Origin of the sequence: Streptomyces sp. NPDC001848 (assembly GCF_042891915.1) — a bacterium.
Taxonomy (GTDB): domain Bacteria; phylum Actinomycetota; class Actinomycetes; order Streptomycetales; family Streptomycetaceae; genus Streptomyces.
Genome location: NZ_JBIATP010000009.1, coordinates 113,138 through 134,146 on the forward strand (window position 1 = coordinate 113,138; position 21,009 = coordinate 134,146).

Sequence of the window (21,009 nt, forward strand, 5' to 3'; positions counted from 1 at the left end):
ACCAGCAATGGCCGACGAGAACACTCCCGTCACCCCGCAAGAGGGCGGCGAACTCGCGATGCGCGTCGAGCCCGTCGGGCTCGAGACGGAGATGCAGCGTTCGTACCTGGACTACGCGATGTCCGTCATCGTGTCCCGCGCGCTGCCCGACGTACGGGACGGTCTCAAGCCCGTCCACCGCCGTGTGCTCTACGCGATGTACGACGGCGGCTACCGCCCCGAGCGCGGCTTCTACAAGTGCGCCCGTGTCGTCGGCGACGTCATGGGCAACTACCACCCGCACGGCGACTCCTCCATCTACGACGCGCTGGTGCGCCTTGCCCAGCCGTGGTCGATGCGGATGCCGCTGGTCGACTCCAACGGCAACTTCGGCTCCCCGGGCAATGACCCGGCGGCGGCGATGCGCTACACCGAGTGCAAGATGGCGCCGCTGTCGATGGAGATGGTCCGGGACATCGACGAGGAGACCGTCGACTTCACGGACAACTACGACGGCCGCTCGCAGGAGCCGACCGTCCTGCCCGCCCGCTTCCCGAACCTCCTGATCAACGGTTCGGCCGGTATCGCGGTCGGTATGGCGACCAACATCCCGCCGCACAACCTGCGCGAGGTGGCGGCCGGCGCCCAGTGGTACCTGGAGAACCCGGACGTCTCGCACGAGGAGCTGCTGGACGCGCTCATGGAGCGCATCAAGGGCCCCGACTTCCCGACCGGGGCGCTCGTCGTCGGCCGCAAGGGCATCGAGGAGGCGTACCGCACCGGGCGCGGCTCCATCACGATGCGCGCGGTGGTCGAGGTGGAGGAGATCCAGGGCCGCCAGTGCCTGGTGGTCACCGAGCTGCCGTACCAGGTCAACCCGGACAACCTGGCGCAGAAGATCGCCGACCTGGTGAAGGACGGCAAGATCGGCGGCATCGCGGACGTCCGCGACGAGACCTCCTCCCGCACCGGGCAGCGCCTGGTCATCGTGCTGAAGCGGGACGCGGTCGCCAAGGTCGTCCTGAACAACCTCTACAAGCACACCGACCTGCAGACGAACTTCGGCGCCAACATGCTGGCGCTCGTCGACGGCGTGCCGCGCACCCTCTCCCTGGACGCGTTCATCCGCCACTGGGTGACGCACCAGATCGAGGTCATCGTCCGCCGTACGCGCTTCCGGCTGCGCAAGGCCGAGGAGCGCGCGCACATCCTGCGCGGTCTGCTGAAGGCGCTGGACGCCATCGACGAGGTCATCGCCCTGATCCGGGGCAGCGAGACCGTCGAGATCGCGCGCACCGGCCTGATGGGCCTGCTGGAGATCGACGAGATCCAGGCCAACGCCATCCTCGAGATGCAGCTGCGCCGCCTGGCCGCCCTGGAGCGCCAGAAGATCGTCCAGGAGCACGACGAACTCCAGGCGAAGATCAACGAGTACAACGAGATCCTCGCCTCCCCCGTCCGCCAGCGCGGCATCGTCAGCGAGGAGCTGGCCGCGATCGTCGAGAAGTACGGCGACGACCGGCAGACCAAGCTGATCCCCTACGAGGGCGACATGTCCATCGAGGACCTGATCGCCGAGGAGGACATCGTCGTCACGGTCACCCGCGGCGGCTACGTCAAGCGGACCAAGACCGACGACTACCGCGCCCAGAAGCGCGGCGGCAAGGGCGTACGCGGCACGAAGCTGAAGGAGGACGACATCGTCGACCACTTCTTCGTGTCGACGACGCACCACTGGTTGCTGTTCTTCACCAACAAGGGCCGCGTCTACCGTGCCAAGGCCTACGAGCTGCCGGAGGCCGGCCGGGACGCACGCGGCCAGCACGTGGCGAACCTGCTGGCCTTCCAGCCGGACGAGGCGATCGCCGAGATCCTCGCGATCCGCGACTACGAGGCCGCGCCGTACCTGGTGCTGGCCACCAAGTCCGGCCTGGTCAAGAAGACGCCCCTGAAGGATTACGATTCGCCCCGCTCCGGCGGTGTCATCGCGATCAATCTCCGCGAGACGGCGGACGGTTCCGATGATGAACTGATCGGGGCCGAACTGGTCTCGCCCGAGGACGATCTGCTTCTGATCAGCAAGAAGGCACAGTCGATCCGCTTCACGGCGACCGACGAGTCCCTGCGCCCGATGGGCCGCGCCACCTCCGGTGTCAAGGGCATGAGTTTCCGTGAGGGCGACGAACTGCTCTCGATGAATGTTGTTCGACCCGGTACGTTCGTGTTCACTGCCACCGACGGTGGGTACGCGAAGCGGACCGCCGTCGACGAGTACCGCGTCCAGGGCCGTGGCGGCCTCGGTATCAAGGCCGCCAAGATCGTCGAGGACCGTGGTGAGCTCGTCGGCGCGCTGGTGGTCGAGGAGACCGACGAGATCCTCGCCATCACGCTGTCAGGCGGTGTGATTCGTACGCGAGTCAATGAGATCAGGGAGACGGGCCGTGACACCATGGGCGTCCAACTGATCAACCTGGGCAAGCGCGATGCCGTGGTCGGTATCGCACGTAACGCCGAGGCGGGACGCGAGGCGGAGGAAGTCGACGGCGACGTGGCCGTGGACGAGACCGCGGAGGGTGCCGCGACCACCGGCACGGACGAGGGTGAGGCGCCCTCGGCCGAGTAGCACGAGGAGTGAGTCAGCGTGAGCGGAGCCACGGGCGCCGGATCGACCGGTACGGACACGGACGGCGGCGGCCGTGGCTCCGCCGCGGAAGCGACAGATCCGCACACGACGAATCTGAAGGCGATCAAGCCGCCCGCGACCGACTCGCCCTCGTCCGACCCGCAGCAGCAGAAGGCCGGCGCCGCCCCGGCCGCCCCCAGCGGGGCGCAGCCCGCGCCGGGCGCACAGCCGCCGTCCCCCCTGCCCTCGGAGCGCCGGCCGCAGCAGCCCGCGGGCCCGTACCACCCGCCGCAGGCCTACGAGCCGGGGGTCCCGTCCGGCGCCGTACGTCGCCCCCGCACCGGGGCGCGCACCATGCCCCGCACCCGCAAGGCACGTCTGCGCGTGGCCAAGGCCGACCCGTGGTCGGTGATGAAGGTCAGCTTCCTGCTCTCCATCGCGCTCGGCATCTGCACGATCGTCGCCGCGGCGGTGCTGTGGATGGTCATGGACGCGATGGGCGTCTTCTCCACGGTCGGCGGCACGATCTCGGAGGCCACCGGCTCGAACGAGTCGAACGGCTTCGACCTGCAGTCCTTCCTGTCCCTGCCGAACGTCCTGATGTTCACCGCGATCATCGCGGTCATCGACGTCATCCTGGCGACGGCCCTCGCGACGCTCGGCGCCTTCATCTACAACCTGTCGGCCGGCTTCGTGGGCGGCATCGAACTGACGCTGGCCGAGGACGAGTAGACACCACCGTTCGCGCCCTCGCGGAGGCTCGGCAGCGGGTCCCGGGTATCGATTTTGGGACTTCCCACCTGGTGCGCTAATCTTCAGGGGTCAGCGCGACGGAGAAACACCGCAGAGCGCGGCGGGGCTATAGCTCAGTTGGTTAGAGCGCATCCCTGATAAGGATGAGGCCACAGGTTCAAATCCTGTTAGCCCCACCAGCGAGAAGACCCCCGGTCCACCAGGGCCGGGGGTCTTTTGACATCACCGGCTGACACCAACGGCCCGGAGCCGCGTCAGAGTCGAGCAGACACGGCCCCTGCCCGCTCCACGGTGTGTGGGGCGACGGCGTACGGGACCGACCGGCCCACGGCGTCCCCAGGAATCCGCCGGCACCCGTCCACCCCACCTCGTCCCGTCCACCGCCGGCGCAGGCAAAACCCCAGCACCGAGTGAGCCGGGCGGTGGCGCCGACCGCACGTCTCTCACGGCCGGGGCAGGTGTGTTGAGAGATCGCCAGGGTGCGATGATGAGCCGCTCCGATCGGGCTTGCGGCCCCTCGGAGCCGTCCGCGGGTGTGCGCCCGCGGCAAACGGGTGCGCGGATCCGGGCACCCTTCGTGGAACGTTCCCTGGGGAGGGTCCCGTGACATTCAAGCGTGCCGTCACCGTTGCCGCCGCGACCGCAACAGCTGCCGTACTCCTGGCCTCCGGAAGCGCCTACGCGTGCAGCATCAGCGACTTCACCGCGAAGGCGACATGCGACACCAGCACGGGCGAGGCCCGGGCCGCCATCACGGTCACGGACAAGGATGCCTCCGGCACGCCCGCGGACATCTCCGTGCGGATGCGGATGGCGGTTGGTTTCGACGGCCAGACCGTCGGCACCGGGCACATCGAGCACCCCACCGCGGCAGGGGTGAGCACGACGATCCTGGTGCCGTGGATGCAGGGCTACCAGTGGAACATCTGGGTGACGGCGGGCAACATCCACGAAGAGCTGTTGACGAACCTGCCGATCTCCCCGGACGCCCCCTGCGTGGCCACCTCCTCCCACCCCTCCAGCACCCCGACCGGCCCGGCCCCCTCGGCATCGCCGACCGCCACCGCGACGCCGACCTCTTCGGCCGCCGCGCCCGCGACCTCGACGTCCCCGGTCCCCTCGACGTCAGCGTCCTCGCCGGCTGCGGGCACCGGACTCGCCGAGACCGGAGGCGGCAGTGGCACCACTCTCGTCGGCGGATCGGCCGCCGTGGTGATCACGGCCGGCGCAGGCGTGCTGTTCGCGGTGCGACGCCGTAAGGCAGCCGCACGGCACTGACAGCCGATGGCCGGCGGCCCCGCACCGCACGGAGGACCCGGAGTCCTCGGCCTTCTCTTCCGTAGCGGCGGTGGTACGAGGCCACACGTTCACATACTGTTGGCCCAACCAGCGAGAAGACCCCCGGTCCCCCTAGGACCGGGGGTCTTCCGACACCCGCGGTCGGGGGCGCCGGCTCCGTGCGAAGAGCGGTACCGACAGCAGGAGCAGGGCTCCTTCGACGGCCAGGCTGAGCAGCCCCAGCGGTTCGGTCCAGTTGCCGATGTCGTCGCCGTAGTCGGGCAGTCCCGGACCCCTGGACAGGATGTAGCCCACCAGGGGGCCGAGGGCGACAGCGGCTGCCAGCAGCCATCCCGGCCGGACGAAGCCGATGAGGAGCAGCGCGGCGGCGACCACGGCCGCGATCTCCAGGACGTGGTAGGCGACGCCGATGTAGTACGGGTCCCTCGTCACCGTGATGCCGCCCTGATCCACGACATGGATGCCGGCCACCGCGAGGCACAGCAGAGCCCCCGCCCACCTGGCCACCCAGGCGGCCCCCGGCACCGGCGAAGTGTGGTGTGACATCCGAGGCGCCTCCCATCTGCCGGTTCGGCCCTGAACAGGGGCACGCCGGACCTGTCTCAGGTCCCAGCCTCGGCGGACGGCTGCTCGCCGTCGCCCCCGACGGTGCAGACGAGTGACAGGGAAGAGGTACCGCCGCGGGCGCCGCTCCTGCGGCCGGCATCGCTGATCGCCTCGGCCCGCTCATCCTTTCGAGGGCGGCGCCTCCGGTCCGCACGAGCGGCGTCGGGGCATGGAAGGGCCCGACCGCCGGCGACGGGGGATGCACCGGCGATCGGGCTATGGCCAAGGGTAACAAGGTCACTTGCGTGGCGGGGGCCGACTGCTCGACCCCGGGCAGGTGTTGTGATCCGGATCACTGCCGACCGCATGGAGGGTCGTAGGAGAGGCGGGGCAGGTACTCGTGCCACTTCTGCGGTGTCAGCACCCCCCGTGTGCTCCCGCAGATGCGGCGGATGGCCTCGTCGACGTCCAGGTTCCACAGCCGGACGGTGTCCGCGCCGCTCGACACCCCGAGCAGGTGGCTGCCGGGGCTGAAGGTGAGGAAGTTGCCGGTCTTGGCGTTGGGGCTCATCGACTGGCCGATGGGCGATGCCTTGGCCGGGTCGGTGACGTTCCACAGCCGTACGGTGTTGTCGTTGCCGCCGCTGGCCAGTGTGTGGCCGTCCGGGCTCAGGGTGAGCGACACGACCGCCTCCGTGTGGCCGGTGAGGGCGGCGCCCAGCCGGGTGGCGTGGAGCGGGTCGGTGACGTTCCACAGCCGGACCGTGTCGTCGTCGCTGCCGCTGGCGAGGGTGCGGCCGTCCGGGCTGTAGGCCAGCGTGTTGACGGGGCCCAGATGCCCGGTGAGCGGCGCGCCGAGGGACCTCGGGTGTCGGGGGTCGGTGACGTTCCACAGCCGCACGGTGCCGTCGGCGCTGCCGCTGGCGAGGGTGCGGCCGTCCGGGCTGTAGGCGAGGGCGTTGACGTAGCCGGTGTGGCCGGTGAGGGGCGCGCCCAGGCGGTGGGGGTGGGCCGGGTCGGTGATGTCCAGCAGCTGTATGGTCCGGTCGTCGTGATCGACGGCCAGTGTGTGCCCGTCAGGACTGAGTGCCAGCGCGTCGGCGCCCGCATACCGGGTCAGGAGCGGCACGGGCGGGCCGTAGGCGACGGGGTGGGCGGGATCGGCGACGTTCCACAGCTGGACGGTGTTGCGGGTTCCCGTCAGGATGACGAGGGTGCGGCCGTCGGGCGAGAACACCATCGACCGCAGGTCCCGCTCCCCGGTGGTGAAGGGCTCGCCCAGCGATAGGGGCCGCACCGGGTCCGTCACCTTCCACAGCCTGATCCGGCTGTCGCCGGCGGCCGTCGCGAGGACCTTCCCGTCCGGGCTGAACGCCCCGATCCGGCCGATCATGTCCGACCCCGGTATCGACCACAGCCGGACCTTGCTGTCGCCGCTGCCGGTGGCGAGGGTGTGCCCGTCGGGGCGGAAGCCGACGGCGTACATCTCGCCGCTGCTGCCCGCGAGGGGCTCGCCGACCTGCGAGGGATAGGCCGGGTTGCTGACGTTCCACAGGCTCGCCGTGCTGTCCGCGCTGCCCGCGGCGAGCAGGGACCCGTCCGGGCTGAAGGCGACGGACCACACCGGGCCGGTGTGGCCGATCAGCGGTTCGCCGAGGGAGCTCGGGTGTCGGGGGTCGGTGACGTTCCACAGCCGGACGGTGTCGTCAGAGCTGCCGCTGGCGAGGGTGCGGCCGTCCGGGCTGAAGGCCACGGAGTGCACGGTGTGGGTGTGTCCCCTCAGGGGCTCACCCAGGGAGTGCGGGCTGCGTGGGTCGGCGACGTTCCACAGCCGCACCGTGGCGTCGTCGCCGCCGGACGCCAGCGTCTTCCCGTCGGGGCTGAACGCGACGCACCGTACGGAATTGGTGTGGCCGGTCAGCGTGGTGAGCGAGACCGGGTGTCGGGGGTCGGTGACGTTCCACAGCCGTACGGTGTGATCCTCGTCGGCGGTGGCCAGGGTCCGCCCGTCCGGGCTGAAGGCGACCAGGAAGATCGTGCCGTCGTGGCCGGTCACGGGGGTGCCGAGGGAGCGTGGATGCCGCGGATCGGCCACGTCCCACAGCCGTACGGTGCCGTCGTCCCCGGCGGTGGCGAGCGTGTGCCCGTCCGGGCTGAAGACCGCACTGCTCACCCAGCTGGTGTGGCCGGTGAGGGGCTTGCCCAGGGGGCGGGGGTGCGTCGGGTCCGTGACGTTCCACAGCCGGACGGTCCGGTCGTAGCTGGCGGTGGCGAGGGTCCGCCCGTCCGGGCTGAACGAGGTGAGGTAGACGGCGCCGGTGTGGCCGAGCAGCGGCGTGGCCAGCGGCGCGTTCACGATGGAGATCAGCCGGCTGTTGGTGCCCGCGTCGTCCGGTCGCAGGCGGTGGGCGACCAGGTCGATCTGGGCGGACAGCGACGGATCCGTGTACTGCACGCGACCCGCCTCGGCGACCACCTGCTCGAACACCGCGTCGTCCCGCTGCTGCCACGCGATCACCGAGGAACCGACCGCCAGCAGGGCGAGGGCGAGCAGAGCCGCCACCGCACCCCTGCGGAGCCGGACGGTGCGCTTGCGCAGCCTGACCGAGGCGGCCAGGAACTCCACCGCACTGCGGGTCAGGAAGGTGTCACCGGCGGATTGCGCCCAGCTGTGGGCCTGTTCCAGACGGGAGCCCCGGTACAGCAGCGCGGCGTCGCGGTGCGAGTCCTCCCAGGCCCGGCCGTCCTCCTCCAGCCGCTGGCGCAGCAGGTTGCCGTTCCTGTCGTCGTCGATCCAGTCGCGCAGCCGTGGCCAGGCGTGGAGCAGCGCTTCATGGGTGATCTCCACCGTCTCCGCGTCGAGCGTCACCAGCCGGGCGCGGACGAGCGCTTCGAGCGATTCCTCCGTCTTGTCGGGGTCCGTCGACTCCTCCGCCAGTTGCCGTCGGGTCCCCCGCCTGCGGGTGGCCTGGGTGTCCTCGCCCAGCCGCACCAGCCTGAGCAGGAGCAGGCGCGCGGCCGTGCGGGCCGCCGGGTCGAGCCCCGACCAGGCCCGCTCGGCGGTCGCCGCCACGGCCCCCTGGATGCCGCCCGACGCGCGGTAGCCGGCCAGCGTCAGCCGGCCCGCCTTCCGCCGTTGCCAGGTGGCGAGCAGGGCGTGCGACAGCAGGGGCAGCACGCCCGCGTCGTGCGCCCCGCGCGGGCCGTCGACGCTCACCTCCCGCACGATGAGCTCCGCGAGCCCCGGTTCGAGTTCGAGCCCCACGGCCTTGGCCGGGCCGGACACCGCTTCCCGCAGCTCCGCGGTGGTCAGCGGTCCGAGCACCATGTGCCGGTGCTGCAGCGCGTCGGCCAGTTCCGGGTACCCGAGGCACTGCTCGTAGAAGTCGGCGCGTATGCCGAGAACCACGAGCACCGGGCCGAGGTCACCGGGAGCGGCGGGCGAGCACGCCGCGTGCAGGAGCCGGACGAACATGCGCCGATCCGCCTCGTCGGAGCAGAGAGTGAACGTCTCCTCGAACTGGTCCACGATGACGACCGGGCGGGCGGCGCAGGACGTCTCGCGCCGCACCCAGGCCGCGACGGCCTCCCGCACCGCCTGCTCGAAGCGCGCGGTGCCGGGCTCGTACGCCTCCGCTTCCCTCGCGGCGGACAGGACGGGGGCGAGGTCGGGGATCCGGTGGGTCAGCTCAGCGAGGGGGTCGCCGCCCGGAACGAGCTGCACCACGGCCCGTTCCTGGCCGCCGCGCAGCGCGGGCACCAGGCCGGCGTTCAGCAGGGACGACTTCCCCGCTCCCGAGGCGCCCACGAGCATGACCAGGCCGCCGGTCCGCTCGGCCGCCCCGAGCTGGTCGACGAGGGCGGCCGTGCACCGCTCGCGGCCGAAGAACCACCGGGCGTCCTCCTGGCGGTAGGGAGCCAGCCCCCGGTACGGGCAGACGCCGGCGGGGACGGCCGGGGCGTCGGCGGGCGAACGCTCCTCCTCTTCCGATTCCTCATCGGACGCCGGGGGGCGGTCGCCGACCGGGTCGGCGACCGCGCGCTCCCACAGAAGCTGCCACTGGGCCAGGTCGTACAGCCCGGGGGACACCGGCGCGGGCCGCGCGCGCCGCGCTTCGGGGATCAGCACGTGCAGCACCGCCGCGAGGGCGGTGAACTGGGCGGGCACGTTCCTGGCCCGCCGCCAGTCGCTGATCCGCTGCGCGGACACCCGCACGGGGCGCCCCCGCTCGTCGACCCGCTGGAGCCGGACGACCGCCTCGGCCACCCGTTTGAGGGGAGGGTTTCCGGCCTCCTTGTACAGCAGGGCGAGACGTTCCGCGAAGGCCGTGCGTGCTCCTGAGTCGGAACTCAAGGTCCCCACCCCTTACTTCCCCCGCACCTGACGTCCGGACCGGAAAACTCACCTTATACGGCTGACCTGCGGTTAAGTCCCCCGGACGGCAACGGAATCTCCTCGCCGGAGGCATCAAATGGCAGGATCGCGACGCGGGAACGAACCGGCCGCGCGGTGCCCGGACAGGCCACCGGGTCGGCGCTCGGCGAGACGACGTGCGAGACCGCATCGTCCCCGATGCGCCCAGCCTTTCCCCGACCGCGCGGGTACGGCTCGGCTCGACGCCACCACCCGGTTCGGCACCGGTCTCCACGAGGGGAGGGACCGGTGCCGAACGGTGGGGCGCGGAGAAGGCGGACCGGACCCGCTCCCACCCGAGGGTCACCCGCCGCCCGCCAGCGCCGTCGCACACCCCTGGATAGCTGACGGATCGTCAGTTATGGTCTGCTCTGCCGTGCCGTTTCCGAAAGGGTGGGTGCAGTGCAGACACGTCCCCAGAGTCCTCGGCCGCCGGGCACCCCACGGTGGGTCGCGATGTACCACCAGCCGTCCACGGGCTCCTGGCGGGTGGCGGCGGAGTCGCCCCACCGCTCTGCCGTGCTGTACGCGCTCGGTGAGATGACCCAGACCGTACGGGCGCGCGGGGACGACGTGACGGTCGCGCTGTGGGGCCCGAAGGACGGCGCCTGGCAGGTGTTCGACGCACCGCAGGGCAAGGCCGCCACGGCCTCGCTCCCGGGGCCTTCCGAGCCCCCGAACGAGCCGAGCAGGCTTGCCGAACGCATGGCCGACCGCCGCCACCAGGTCCTGATGGCCGGCCTGAGCAAGGCGGGTCTGTACGACCTCACACGGGAGGACACCGCGGCCCTCCAGGAACTTGTCGAGCGGCTCGACGAGCCCACGGTGCGCCGCGTCGCCCACTGGCTCGCCGCGTCCGGCGAAGAAGGGGCGTCCGTCTGACGGTTCTCGGCCGGCGCGCGCTGCCGGGCGATGCCGGGCGATGCCGGGCGCGTGACGCCGGGCGCAGCGGCCCGGACGCCCCAGGCCTCCTCGGCCCGCCCCCCCCGGGACCGTCGTCGCACGCGCGCGGAACGCTACGGTTGCCTCGACGCGGACGAGGAAAGAGAGGCGGACCGGATGAGCAGTGCCAGCAGTACCGTCGCGGAGGCCCTGGTCACCCTGGGCCGCCGGTACGTACGGGACGCTCCGGGCTCGCTCGGCAAGGCGCTTCTTTCCGCCCGCTTCCTCAACCCGCACCTGCGGGACCACCCGCGCCGACGGGTCGTCGAGACCCGCTTCGGTGCGCGGTTCGCGGTCGACACCCAGGATCTGATCCAGCGGTACCTGTACCTCTTCGGGGTGTGGGAGCCGCACATGACCCACTGGATCCAGCGCCGGCTGAAGCCGGGCGACGGCTTCATCGACGTCGGGGCCAACATCGGTGTCTTCAGCGTGCTGGCCTCACACCTCGTCGGCGACCAGGGACAGGTCGTCGCCATCGAGGCCTCCCCGGCGTTCCACCAGCGCTTGCTGCAGCAGGCCCGGCTGAACGGGTGCCGGAACGTCCGGGCCGTGAACGCCGCCGTCGCCGACGTCCCCACCACACTGACCTTCGTGCTCGCCAGCTCGCGCAACATGGGCGCGAACAGCATCGTCCCGTACGACGGGCCGGCCGAGTCCACCTTCGACATCGACGCCCTGCCGCTGCCGGAGCTGCTCGCTCCGCACGAGCTGGCGAACGCCCGTGTGATCAAGATAGATGTCGAGGGTGCGGAGGGCGGTGTCATCCGCGGACTGGCGCCCGTGCTGGACAAGCTCCGGCCGGACGCGGAGATCACCGTGGAGGTGACTCCCGAGCGCATGGCGCGACTCGGCGACCGTGCCGATGACCTGATGAGCACCATGGCCGCTGCCGGCTTCCACGCCTACCGGCTGCCCAACGACTACCGGGCCGAGAGCTACCCGCGAGCGCTGAGCGGGACGCCCGGCGTGGCGGTGCGCCTGCGGGGCCCGGTGGTCGAAGAGAGCGACCTGGTCTTCTCCCGGGTGGACGCGGCGACCCTGCCCTGACGCGACGCGGCCCGGCGCACGGGCCGGCGCGGCGCACGCGGCGTGGAGCACGGGCCGGTGCGGCGCACGCGGCATGGAGCACGGGTCGGCCCGGCAGACCGGGCCCGCGGTCAGGCGGTGCTCACGGCGCTCGGGTACCGCCAGCCGCAGGACGCCAACGCCCTGGCCCGCGCCTCCACGACCGCAACACGCCGCTCACGCTCGGCGGGATCGACATGCGAGGCCTGGCCGGTGGCCTGCCCCTGCCACTTCCGGTACAGCAGCCCCACCTCCCGGGAGAACCACCCCCGGCTCACGGCGTTCAGCGCGAGCAGCAGGCCGGTGTCCTCGGACGCCGGCAGTGCCATCCAGCCGCCCAGCGCCATCAGGAGATCGCGCCGGACACAGAGCGTCGCCGGGTGGACCTGGGCGCGGAAGTCGTTCGCCTTCCAGAAGTCGAGGACCGCGCCGCGTTCGACCGGCCCGTCCGCCGGATCGCCGGGGAAACCGGTCGTCGAGCCGTCGGGCAGGAGGTCCAGCGCACGGGACGTGGCCCAGCCGAGGGTGGGGTCCGCCTCGAGCGCGGCCAGGTCGCGGGCCAGGGTGCCCGGTGTGAGCTGGTCGTCGGCGTCCAGCACCTTCACGTACGCGCCGTCGGTGTGCGCCAGGGCGATCGTACGGGCGACTCCGGGTCCGCCGGGCCGGCCCTGACGGAAGGTCACGCGCTCGTCGTCCGGGACGTACGGGCGGACGTCGTCCGTCTCCCCGTCCTCCTGGATCACCCAGTGCCACTCCCAGCCCTCCGGAAGCCACTGTTCGCGCAGGGACTTGTACGCCTCCGGCAGGAACCGGGCCGACGGGGCGTGGACAGCGGTGACGACGATGACGCGCCGGCTCACGGCAGCGCTCACCACCTTTCCAGGGGAGTGACGAAGACCAGCTCCGTGCGGTCGCCGGGCAGTGTGACATCGGTGATGTCCACGACGCGGTCGTCGGTGTCGTACGAGGTCTTGTGGAGCAGGATCACCGGCGTGCCGGCCGGCAGCTGCAGCTCCTGCGCCTCCGCGGGCGTCGGCGCACGGGCGGTGAAACGCTCCTCGATGCGGTCCACCTCGATGCCTACCGTGTGGAGCTGGTGGTGCGTGCCGCCGGGCCAGGGCTCGTTGGAGGCGTCCAGCAGGTCGGGATTCCCCGCGACCAGGTCACGTACGAGGTAGGAGGTCACCAGGCTGAACGGGGCGGTCTCGGCCGCGCAGCGCGTCCGGTAGGTGCGCTGCAGCAGGACCGTGCCTTCCGGGACGCCGAATGCGTCCGCGAGGTCCTTGGGCGCCCTCGTCTCGCGGTATTTCGCGTCGAACACGAGCTGCCGGGATGCGAGCCCGGTGTCGTGCTCCGTGGCCCCGGTCCGCGCCCGCGTGGCCAGCGGCTGCCGGGCACGGTTCTTCTCCCACTGGTGCCGCCTGTTGTCACGCACCACGGGCGTCCGCGGACGCCGTACGAGGGTGCCGCGTCCGTGCTGCCTGTCGATCAGCTGGTCGTCCGCGATCAGCTCGTACGCCTTCGACACTGGTGCTCTCACCGATCCGTCGGGGGCCCTCCAGCCCAGCCTAGGACTCCGCACGAGGTCCTGACGACTCGGGACGGGCAGGGCTGGGTCAGCCCGAAGGCACCGAAGCCGGAACCCGAAGGCACCGAAGCCGCAAGACGAGTGCACGGCAGACGGCCCGGCACCTGGGAGCAGGTGCCGGGCCGTCTGCCGTCGGCGTGTACGCAAGTCGCCTTGTGCTGTGTGAGTCCTGCGGGGTCCCGGAGGGGGCCCGTGTGTGTCCCGGCTGGTCCTGCGGTGTTGGGGCCCGTGTGTGTCCCGGCTGGTCCTGCGGTGTCCCGCTGGGTGTCCGGGGGGTCCCGGCTGGTGTCTGTGGGGTGTCCCGGCTGTGGGGCGTCCCGGCTGTGTCTGGGGGTGCCCGCGGATCCGTCAGCTGCGCAGTCGCTCGGTCTCCTCGTGGAAGGGGCGTGGTGCCTCGTGGGGGTGGAGGGCGCGGTGGGCGAGGGGTGTGGTCGCTGCGGTGGCCATGGACGGGCGGTGGCGGCAGGAGGGGGAGGAGCCGTGGGCCTCGGCCCTGATGCGTTGTTTCATCGTGGGGGGCAGGGACTGTCCGCGGGCCCAGTGCCCGTACGCCGCCGGTACCGGCAGCGTCACCTGCGTGCCGGAGGTGCGCGCCGACTGCGGCTGTGGTACCGGCGCGGCGGCGGCCGTGGCGGCGGTCGTGGTGGCGAATCCCAGGGCGGCGCACAGTGCCAGGAAGGCGGAGACGACGGCGGTCCACAGCTTCATGACCTTGTTCCGGGCCATGACCCCTCACTTTCGGGTTGGGCGATTTGCGTACTTTCCTCATGATGTGTATGGGGGCTGTGAAGTGGTGGACCGACGCCCGTGCCGCGTCGATCTTCGGATGAACACCACCCGGATGGGCGCACGGGGTCGCACGGGGCCGAAAAGGACGGAAAGCGGTGGTGGAGGCCGTGAAGATCACACACCGTGAGGTCCGGTCACCCGCGGATCGTCAGCGGTGAACCCCGGTCGTACTGCGCTGCGCCGGGCCGGAGTTGAGCATCGGCTCAGGTCACCGATCGATATCGATCGGTGTGTATAGTCGGGCGCCAGAGGTCCCCTACGTCAAGGAAAGACGAGGTCGCGCGGTGAAGAAGCTTCTCCTGGTCGCACTGGCCGCCATCGGCGGGCTCCTCGTGTACCGCCAGATCCAGGCGGATCGCGCCGAGCAGGATCTGTGGACGGAGGCGACTGACTCCGTGCCCACGGGTTCGTGAGTTCCGACAGACGACAGTTCAGAGCAGACCCCGACCGCCGACGCGGTCGGGGTTTTGTGTTGCGGGGTGAGCATTTCGGCCGCTCTGTGTGATGCGTGGGTATTTCTGTGACCGTCGGGGCAGGATGGGCGACGGTCCGGTCCGGGGCGGCATATGGCCAGAGGGGGCACGGGATGGGGTGGCGGCGCACTCAAGCGCGGCGCGGAGTGCGGGGGCGCGGGCCTACGCAGGCGCACGCGGTGCTGGCCCTGTGCACGACGGCCACGCTCGCCGTCACCCTCGCGCTCCCCGCGCCAGCTGCCGAAGCCGCCGCAGATGCCTCAGCCGCCGCGGCCGCCCGGGCCGCCGACGGTACGCCCACTCCGTACGCCTTCGCGCCGGATGCCGTAACGGTCCAGGGCGCCCCCGGCACCACCGGCGCCGCACGCCTTGACGCCGGACGCACGTACCGCAGCACCCTGCCCGCGGCCGGCAAGCTCTACTACCGCCTGGATCTCGACGCCACCACCAGCGCCTACGTCTCCGCGACCGCTGTGCCCGGGGCCGGCGCCCAGGTCTCCGCCGCCGACGGTCTCCGGATCTCCGTCCAGGACGCCGACGGCACCATCTGCTCCTCCGATACCGCACACTTCGGCCCCACCCAGAGCCCGCACCCCGTCGCCGCGTGGGCCGCCCGCGAGACCGGGCCCGGCAGTTACGGATGCAAGGGCGCCGGTGTGTACTACGCGGTCGTGGAACGGCGCGACCTGTCCGGCTCCGCGACCGGCGCCTGGGACCTGGAGCTGGACTACGTCTCCGAACCCGCCCTGCGGCGGCCGGACGCCGCGACCACCACCCCGCCGGGCGCCTGGAACTCCGCGACCCCCGACCCCCTGCTGGGTGATCCGACCCGGCGCGCGGGCGGGGCCGGCTTCGCCACGGCGACCGCCCTCGGCCAGGGCGTCTGGCAGGACGCGATCAGGCCGGGGCAGACCCTCTTCTACAAGGTGCCCGTCGACTGGGGCCGGCAGCTCTCCGCCACCGCGGAGATGGGCAGTTCCCCCGACGTTTCCCCTGGCGGCTCGCCCGGCGGCGGCTACGTCGGCACCGCCCTGGCGATGGCGCTGTACAACCCCGTCCGCGCCCACGTCGACGACGCCACCACCGGGTACAACGGCGCACAGGCCTCCGCTGCCCTCACCCCGTTGCCGCCCGTCGCCTACGCCAACCGCCATGCCGCCGGCGACCGCACGAGCGGAATGCGGTTCGCGGGCTGGTACTACCTCGCCGTGCACCTCGCCGCACCCGTGGCGCAGCGCTTCGGGAACGGTCCCTTCGGGCTGACGCTGCGCGTGCGGGTGAGCGGGACGGCGATGGCACCTCCGGCGTACGCGGGGTGGTCCGCGCCACGCGATGCGTTCCGGGTGACGGCGGCCGACCGGCAGGAAGCCGCGGTGGGGACGCCCGGAGGCGGCAGGGGAGAAGGAACGGCAGCGGCCGGCCAGGACGGGGACTCGCGCACGATGACGCTGGTCGCGGTGGGCGGGATCGGCACCGGGACCGCCCTGGTCCTGGCGCTCGTGGTGTGGACGGTGGCCGCCCGGCGGCGGGCGCGGAGCCGATGGGCAGGGTGACCGCCGCTCAGATCCGCATCAGCGCCCAGAACCCGACGGCGTAGCACAGCAGCGCGACGAGCAGGACCGGCACGGCGACCTTCGCCGGCGGGCCGGGGCGCCGGGTGGACGCCGGCCCGTCGTCCGGAGCGGCCCGCTGCGGCTGCGTGGGGGCGTGCGGGGAGAGTACGGCGTGGGCCTGGAGGGGGTGCCGGCCGGCGACGGCCGGGGTCGCTGCGGGCGCCGTGGCGGCGGGTACGAGGGTGGGGTCGTGGTCCGGGGCAGGGCCTGGGGCCACGGCCACCGCGGGTGGTGACGGCGGCCGGGCGGGCGGGCGCGGCACCACGGGGACCGCCTCGCGCGGCAGCGGCGGCGGCAGATGGAAACTCCCGGTGTCCGACATGGCGCACGGTCCCGGAGGCGGCACCTGATCGGCCGTCGGCGCGGGGCCGGACGCCGGAGTGGGCCCTGTCGTCGGCGCGGGGCCGGACGTCGGAGTGGGCCCGGCGGTCGGCGCGGGGCCGGACGTCGGCTCCGGGGTGGTCGACGTGGCAGGACGTGGCGACGGCGTGGGATCCACCGTGGGTCTGGGCGGTACGACGACGGGGGCGGCCATCGGTCGTACGGCAGGAGGAGGCGGCCCGGGCGTCGCGATCCCCGAAACTCCGGCCCCGGCACCGGTTCTACCCGCACCGGTCGTCGGGGGTGCGGTGGTCGGCCGCGGTGGTATCGAACCGGTCGTCGGCCACGACGCCGACACCCCGCCCACCGACACCCCGCCCATCGACACCCCGCCCGTCGACACCCCGCCCCCCGGCCCCCGGACGGTCGCGGCATTCGCCCCCGCACGCACCGGTCCCTCGGGTCCGAACCCGGCCGGAAGCGGCCCGAGTTGGTCGAAGATCTCCACCTGCTCCTCGTCCGGCCCCGGCTCCGGCAGCAGCTCCACGGCCGCGGCAAGCGCCTTGCGCGCCCCGGTCGCCGTACGGAACCGCGCGGCCGGATCCGGCTGCACCAGGGACGCGACGACCTCCCAGAGCGGCCCCGGTACGCCCTGCGGCGCCCCCGGCGTCCCGTTGGCCGCGAAGTACTCGACCAGCGCCCTGGCGTCAGGCTTGGCACCCTGCAGCAGATACAGGGCGACCAGGCCCACCGCGAACAGGTCCGCAGGGAAGTCCGGCTCCGCACCCAGCAGTTGCTCCGGCGCCAGATAACCGGGCGTGCCCACCACGTAGTCGGTCTCCGTCAGCCGCGGCTCACCCAGCCGCATGGCGATGCCGAAATCCGACAGCCGCAGCCGGGGCCGGGCCGTCCCGGTGGCCTCCAGAAGGATGTTGGCGGGCTTGATGTCCCGGTGCACCACCCCCTCCGCGTGCACCGCCGCGAGCCCGGACAGCAACTGGTCCAGCAGGGTGCAGACGAACAGGGGCGGCAGCGGCCCGTAGTCCCCGACGAGGTGGACCAGCGAGCCACCGGCCACCAGGTCCATGGTGAACAGCACTTTGTCGTCGTCCGCCGCCCAGCTCGCGGGCGCCAGCACATGGGGGTGGTCGATACGCAGCGCCTGCTCGCGGACGAACCGGAGCAAAGAGTGGGCGTCCCTCTGCTGCAGCACCTTCGCGGCCACGTAACGGCGCCGTCGGTGGTCCCAGGCGCGCCAGACCGCACCGACTCCCCCGCGCCCAATGGGGTCGGCCAACTCGTACCGCCCGGCGAAGACCTCACCCATGGTCGTACGTCGCTCCCCCTCCCGAACGGCGACGAGGACCCCCGCGCACCCCCCGGCGCGAGAGTCCCCGGCGGCAAAGGCGTCGGCTCAGCTCTGGTGGGACTGGTAGTGGGCGACCGCGTCGGAGGTGCGGCCGGCGCCGTACACCCGGAGGAACTCTGCCAGTTCCGGGTGGGTCGGGGCGAGGGTGTCCGCCGCCTCGATGATGTCCCCGGCCGCCGCCACCGAGCGCAGCAGCGACTGGATCTCGCGGACCACCCGCTTGACCGTCGGCGCGCCCGAACTGCTCGTCGTCTGTGTGGTGTTGCTCAGCACCGAGCCCCCCTGGGACTTCTTGATCTCCTCCATGCGCTCGGTCGCCTCGGCCGCACTGACACTGCCGTCCGCCACCTGCGCCGCCAGCTCCTGCAGCAGCTGCACCCGCTGGACCACCGCCGGGTTGCCGATCTTGGCGCGCTGACCGCTCATCAGCTGCGACAGCATCGGAGCGGACAGTCCGAGAACCCCCGCGAGACGGGCCTGGTTGAGCCCGAGGTCCTCGATGAGCCTACGGAAGAGCGCCCCCAACGGCTCCCCGTACCAGTTCCGCTGCAGCTCCCGCGCTCTTGCGGTGGCTTCCTGCTGTGCGGCGTCCATTGCGTCTCCCCATCGCTTCCCCAAAAACCGCGGTTCGCTGTAGCGAACCACGACGAGCATCTTACGGAGAGTGGTCGTCCACGGGGACCCCCCATCTTTTTGTGAGATACCGGCCAGGACCCGGTACGCTGGTCCGCAGCGCCCGGCGGTCCGTGTTCCACCGGCCGGACGCCTCTTCTCGGGGCCTTAGCTCAGTTGGTAGAGCGCTGTCTTTGCATGGCAGATGTCAGGGGTTCGACTCCCCTAGGCTCCACACTCGAAACCGGTCGGACGCCGCCTCGCGGCGATCGGCCGGTTTTTTCGTGTGCCGTGAATCCGGTCACACACGAAATTTGCAGTAGTTGCAATCCATAGGGCGAACGATCGGTGGAGGACGGGCCTCTCGACCTCTCCACCCGAGGACCTGGCGGCCTGCGGCGCTCCGCCGGACCGAGCCGGCGGTCCCTCTACGACCTGGCAGGTCCCGACAGGCGTAACCGTGAGTGTGCTCAGAGTGAGCGAAGTCTCCACGGAACGTGCACACCAGAAGCGTTGCAAACGTCATCACGGAGGGAAGAGGCGAACGCCCGCCGTCTTCCTGGCGCCCGCCCGTCGTCTCGGCCCCGTCGTTCGCCCACCGGCTCGTCGTTCGCCAACCGGCTCGCCGGTCGCCCGGGGCCTGCCGTCGCCCCGGCGCCCGCCCGTCGTTCCGGCCTCCGTCCGTCGTCCCGGCCCCGCTGGTCGCCCCCGGCCTCCGCCCCCGCCGTCGCCCCGGCGCCCGCCCGTCGTTCCGGCCTCCGTCCGTCGTCCCGGCCCCGCTGGTCGCCCCCGGCCTCCGCCCCCGCCGTCGCCCGCGACGCCCGCCCGTCGTTCCACGTGAAACAACGCCGTGGGGCAGGGGAACCCTCACCTTCCCCTGCCCCACGGCGTGATGGCGGCCCCACAGCCGACCCGGCGGACTCAGCGGCGGTCGTCGCCGTCCGTGGAGTCCTCCTCGGCCTGCTTCGCCTCCACCTCCGGGTCCAGTGCGCTCGGACCGCTGCCGTCCACCGACGACAGCCGCTCGCTCTGCGGGACCTCGGTCGCGGCAGGCGGCTCGACCAGCCAGTCGGGGTTCGCCTGCTTGTCCCACCACTTCCAGGCGGCGAAGACGCCGCCCGCGGCGACTCCCAGCAGGGCCAGCCCCTTCACCAGACGGCCGGCCCTGGCCCGCCGCCGCTGCCGGCGCACCAGTTTCTCGATCTGCCGCGGCGAGATCTGACCGCGCAGCGCGGCCAGCGCCGCCGCACCGCGGGCCGCCGCCTCCTCCCGCACCGGACCGGCGGCGGCGACCGCCTGCTCGATCCTCGGACGGGAGTACTCGGCCGCCTGCCGGGCCGCCTTGCGCGTGCGGGCCGCCGCCTGGTCCACCGCCGGCGGCACATGCGCGCGGGCCTGCTCCAGCCGCGGGGCGAGATGGGCGTCGTACTGGACGCGGGCCTGCTCGGCGGCCTGCGACACCTTGGGCGCGAGTCGCACACGCGCCTCATGTGCGTAGTGCGCTGCCTTGTCCTTGGCCGTGTCGGCGTAGGGCGCCACCACTTCCGCGGCATGCAGCACGCTGTCCTTCGCCGAACCGGTCGCGGCGCGCACGCTGTCGATGCGGGTCACGGGGTTCCTCCTCCTCGGTGGCGTACGGTAATTCGACTTTCCAGCCTTTTACGGATCATGCCTGCCGAACAACACCCGGGCATGCGAGAAAGGGCATCCGGGTCATGCGGCCCCCAGCAGGCCACCCCGGTCCGCACCCGGGCGGACGACGAGAGACGATCACGCGCATCGGCCGATCACGTGCAAGAGCGGATGAATACGAAGTAACAGGAGCTTGTCCCCGACAATGCCACGGATCGTCCCGCCGCGCCCCCGAGACAGGGCGACTCGACCGGTTTTCCACACGCCCGCAGTCGCCGCCGGCCCCACGAGCCGCCCGTCCTCCGGGCACCCCGTCCCGGCCGCATCCCAGAAACCGGCGAACCGTGTTCGCCCGGACGTGGTCGCGGGACGACGCTGAGGCCGTAGCGTGCGAGGATCGGGGAGTCACAAAGGACAACGGAAGGCAGATCGTGGCTGAGCAGCTCTACGCCACCCTGAAGACCAACCACGGCGACATCCATGTCCGGCTCTTCCCGGACCACGCCCCCAAGACGGTCAAGAACTTCGTCGAACTCGCCAAGGGCGAGCGTGAGTGGACCCACCCCGCCACCGGCGAGAAGTCCACCAAGAAGCTCTACGACGGCACGGTCTTCCACCGGGTGATCAGCGGCTTCATGATCCAGGGCGGTGACCCCCTGGGCAACGGCACCGGCGGTCCCGGCTACCAGTTCGAGGACGAGTTCCACCCGGACCTCCGCTTCGACAAGCCCTACCTTCTGGCCATGGCCAACGCCGGCCCGGGCACCAACGGCTCGCAGTTCTTCATCACGGTCGCCCCGACGGCCTGGCTGAACCGCAAGCACACGATCTTCGGCGAGGTCACGGACGCGGCCAGCCAGAAGGTCGTGGACTCCATCGCCACCACCCAGACCAACCCGCGCACCGACCGCCCGGTCAACGACGCCGTCATCGAGTCGGTCGTCGTCGAGACCCGCGAGGGCTGACCCCACAGGGCACCCCGCACGAG

At 71.9% G+C, this 21,009-nt stretch carries 16 protein-coding genes and 2 tRNA genes; 10 read left to right on the forward strand and 8 right to left on the reverse strand.

The window, feature by feature from the left end:
- The first annotated feature begins 7 nt into the window (after nt 1–7).
- From gyrA to ACFYZJ_RS19955, 4 genes are all read left to right on the forward strand, one after another.
- A complete protein-coding gene (gyrA, locus tag ACFYZJ_RS19940; RefSeq protein WP_388569742.1) occupies nt 8–2,602 on the forward strand; it encodes a DNA gyrase subunit A in 2,595 nt (864 codons plus the stop codon).
- 18 nt (nt 2,603–2,620) lie between these two features.
- On the forward strand, nt 2,621–3,334 hold the full coding sequence (locus ACFYZJ_RS19945; protein ID WP_388569744.1) for a DUF3566 domain-containing protein: 714 nt from the start codon (nt 2,621–2,623) through the stop codon (nt 3,332–3,334).
- Nucleotides 3,335–3,457: 123 nt separating this feature from the next.
- Nucleotides 3,458–3,534 (forward strand) — tRNA-Ile (locus ACFYZJ_RS19950).
- Nucleotides 3,535–3,958: 424 nt separating this feature from the next.
- Nucleotides 3,959–4,633: an LAETG motif-containing sortase-dependent surface protein gene (locus tag ACFYZJ_RS19955; RefSeq protein ID WP_388569746.1), complete on the forward strand. Its 675-nt coding sequence runs from the start codon at nt 3,959–3,961 to the stop codon at nt 4,631–4,633.
- Nucleotides 4,634–4,765: 132 nt separating this feature from the next.
- Here the strand turns inward: ACFYZJ_RS19955 and ACFYZJ_RS19960 are convergent, their stop codons facing one another.
- Nucleotides 4,766–5,200 carry a hypothetical protein gene (locus tag ACFYZJ_RS19960; protein WP_388569748.1) on the reverse strand — a complete coding sequence of 145 codons (435 nt, stop codon included), beginning with the start codon at nt 5,198–5,200 and terminating at the stop codon, nt 4,766–4,768.
- A 352-nt stretch (nt 5,201–5,552) separates the two neighbouring features.
- Nucleotides 5,553–9,563 carry an AAA family ATPase gene (locus ACFYZJ_RS19965; protein WP_388569750.1) on the reverse strand — a complete coding sequence of 1,337 codons (4,011 nt, stop codon included), beginning with the start codon at nt 9,561–9,563 and terminating at the stop codon, nt 5,553–5,555.
- 507 nt (nt 9,564–10,070) lie between these two features.
- Here ACFYZJ_RS19965 and ACFYZJ_RS19970 point away from each other — a divergent pair.
- A complete protein-coding gene (locus tag ACFYZJ_RS19970) occupies nt 10,071–10,496 on the forward strand; it encodes a hypothetical protein (RefSeq protein ID WP_388569752.1) in 426 nt (141 codons plus the stop codon).
- Between the two features lie 177 nt (nt 10,497–10,673).
- Nucleotides 10,674–11,606: an FkbM family methyltransferase gene (locus tag ACFYZJ_RS19975; RefSeq protein WP_388569755.1), complete on the forward strand. Its 933-nt coding sequence runs from the start codon at nt 10,674–10,676 to the stop codon at nt 11,604–11,606.
- 110 nt (nt 11,607–11,716) lie between these two features.
- On the opposite strand, the gene ACFYZJ_RS19980 is transcribed toward ACFYZJ_RS19975, so the two are convergent.
- From ACFYZJ_RS19980 to ACFYZJ_RS19990, 3 genes are all read right to left on the reverse strand, one after another.
- Nucleotides 11,717–12,484: a glycosyltransferase family 2 protein gene (locus ACFYZJ_RS19980; RefSeq protein ID WP_388569758.1), complete on the reverse strand. Its 768-nt coding sequence runs from the start codon at nt 12,482–12,484 to the stop codon at nt 11,717–11,719.
- Nucleotides 12,485–12,492: 8 nt separating this feature from the next.
- Nucleotides 12,493–13,164, reverse strand: coding sequence for a GntR family transcriptional regulator (locus ACFYZJ_RS19985; protein ID WP_388569760.1), 672 nt, complete (start codon nt 13,162–13,164; stop codon nt 12,493–12,495).
- A 396-nt stretch (nt 13,165–13,560) separates the two neighbouring features.
- Entirely contained in the window at nt 13,561–13,938 is a 378-nt protein-coding gene (locus ACFYZJ_RS19990; protein WP_388569762.1) for a DUF6344 domain-containing protein, read from the reverse strand.
- Between the two features lie 347 nt (nt 13,939–14,285).
- Between ACFYZJ_RS19990 and ACFYZJ_RS19995 the strand changes: the two genes are divergently transcribed.
- Both ACFYZJ_RS19995 and ACFYZJ_RS20000 read left to right on the forward strand, forming a co-directional pair.
- Nucleotides 14,286–14,414 (forward strand): DLW-39 family protein, encoded by a 129-nt coding sequence (locus ACFYZJ_RS19995; RefSeq protein WP_003999697.1) that lies wholly within the window; start codon nt 14,286–14,288, stop codon nt 14,412–14,414.
- 173 nt (nt 14,415–14,587) lie between these two features.
- Nucleotides 14,588–16,027, forward strand: coding sequence for a hypothetical protein (locus ACFYZJ_RS20000; RefSeq protein ID WP_388569764.1), 1,440 nt, complete (start codon nt 14,588–14,590; stop codon nt 16,025–16,027).
- 7 nt (nt 16,028–16,034) lie between these two features.
- Here the strand turns inward: ACFYZJ_RS20000 and ACFYZJ_RS20005 are convergent, their stop codons facing one another.
- Nucleotides 16,035–17,735 (reverse strand): protein kinase, encoded by a 1,701-nt coding sequence (locus ACFYZJ_RS20005; protein ID WP_388569767.1) that lies wholly within the window; start codon nt 17,733–17,735, stop codon nt 16,035–16,037.
- Nucleotides 17,736–17,822: 87 nt separating this feature from the next.
- Nucleotides 17,823–18,371, reverse strand: a complete 549-nt coding sequence (locus ACFYZJ_RS20010) for a helix-turn-helix domain-containing protein (RefSeq protein ID WP_388569771.1) — start codon at nt 18,369–18,371, stop codon at nt 17,823–17,825.
- Nucleotides 18,372–18,551: 180 nt separating this feature from the next.
- Between ACFYZJ_RS20010 and ACFYZJ_RS20015 the strand changes: the two genes are divergently transcribed.
- Nucleotides 18,552–18,624: transfer RNA gene (locus ACFYZJ_RS20015), tRNA-Ala, on the forward strand.
- A gap of 686 nt (nt 18,625–19,310) precedes the next feature.
- On the opposite strand, the gene ACFYZJ_RS20020 is transcribed toward ACFYZJ_RS20015, so the two are convergent.
- Nucleotides 19,311–20,000 (reverse strand): DUF5324 family protein, encoded by a 690-nt coding sequence (locus ACFYZJ_RS20020; RefSeq protein ID WP_388569774.1) that lies wholly within the window; start codon nt 19,998–20,000, stop codon nt 19,311–19,313.
- Nucleotides 20,001–20,452: 452 nt separating this feature from the next.
- Between ACFYZJ_RS20020 and ACFYZJ_RS20025 the strand changes: the two genes are divergently transcribed.
- Nucleotides 20,453–20,986: a peptidylprolyl isomerase gene (locus ACFYZJ_RS20025; RefSeq protein WP_388569776.1), complete on the forward strand. Its 534-nt coding sequence runs from the start codon at nt 20,453–20,455 to the stop codon at nt 20,984–20,986.
- The last annotated feature ends 23 nt before the right edge of the window (nt 20,987–21,009 follow it).

Coding starts and splice junctions, on each gene's coding strand:
- ACFYZJ_RS20010 (WP_388569771.1), bottom strand. CDS start 18,371: ATGGACGCCGCACAGCAGGAAGCCACCGCAAGAGCGCGGGAGCTGCAG.
- ACFYZJ_RS19990 (WP_388569762.1), bottom strand. CDS start 13,938: ATGGCCCGGAACAAGGTCATGAAGCTGTGGACCGCCGTCGTCTCCGCC.
- ACFYZJ_RS20005 (WP_388569767.1), bottom strand. CDS start 17,735: ATGGGTGAGGTCTTCGCCGGGCGGTACGAGTTGGCCGACCCCATTGGG.
- ACFYZJ_RS19960 (WP_388569748.1), bottom strand. CDS start 5,200: ATGTCACACCACACTTCGCCGGTGCCGGGGGCCGCCTGGGTGGCCAGG.
- ACFYZJ_RS19970 (WP_388569752.1), top strand. CDS start 10,071: ATGTACCACCAGCCGTCCACGGGCTCCTGGCGGGTGGCGGCGGAGTCG.
- gyrA (WP_388569742.1), top strand. CDS start 8: ATGGCCGACGAGAACACTCCCGTCACCCCGCAAGAGGGCGGCGAACTC.
- ACFYZJ_RS19975 (WP_388569755.1), top strand. CDS start 10,674: ATGAGCAGTGCCAGCAGTACCGTCGCGGAGGCCCTGGTCACCCTGGGC.
- ACFYZJ_RS20000 (WP_388569764.1), top strand. CDS start 14,588: ATGGGGTGGCGGCGCACTCAAGCGCGGCGCGGAGTGCGGGGGCGCGGG.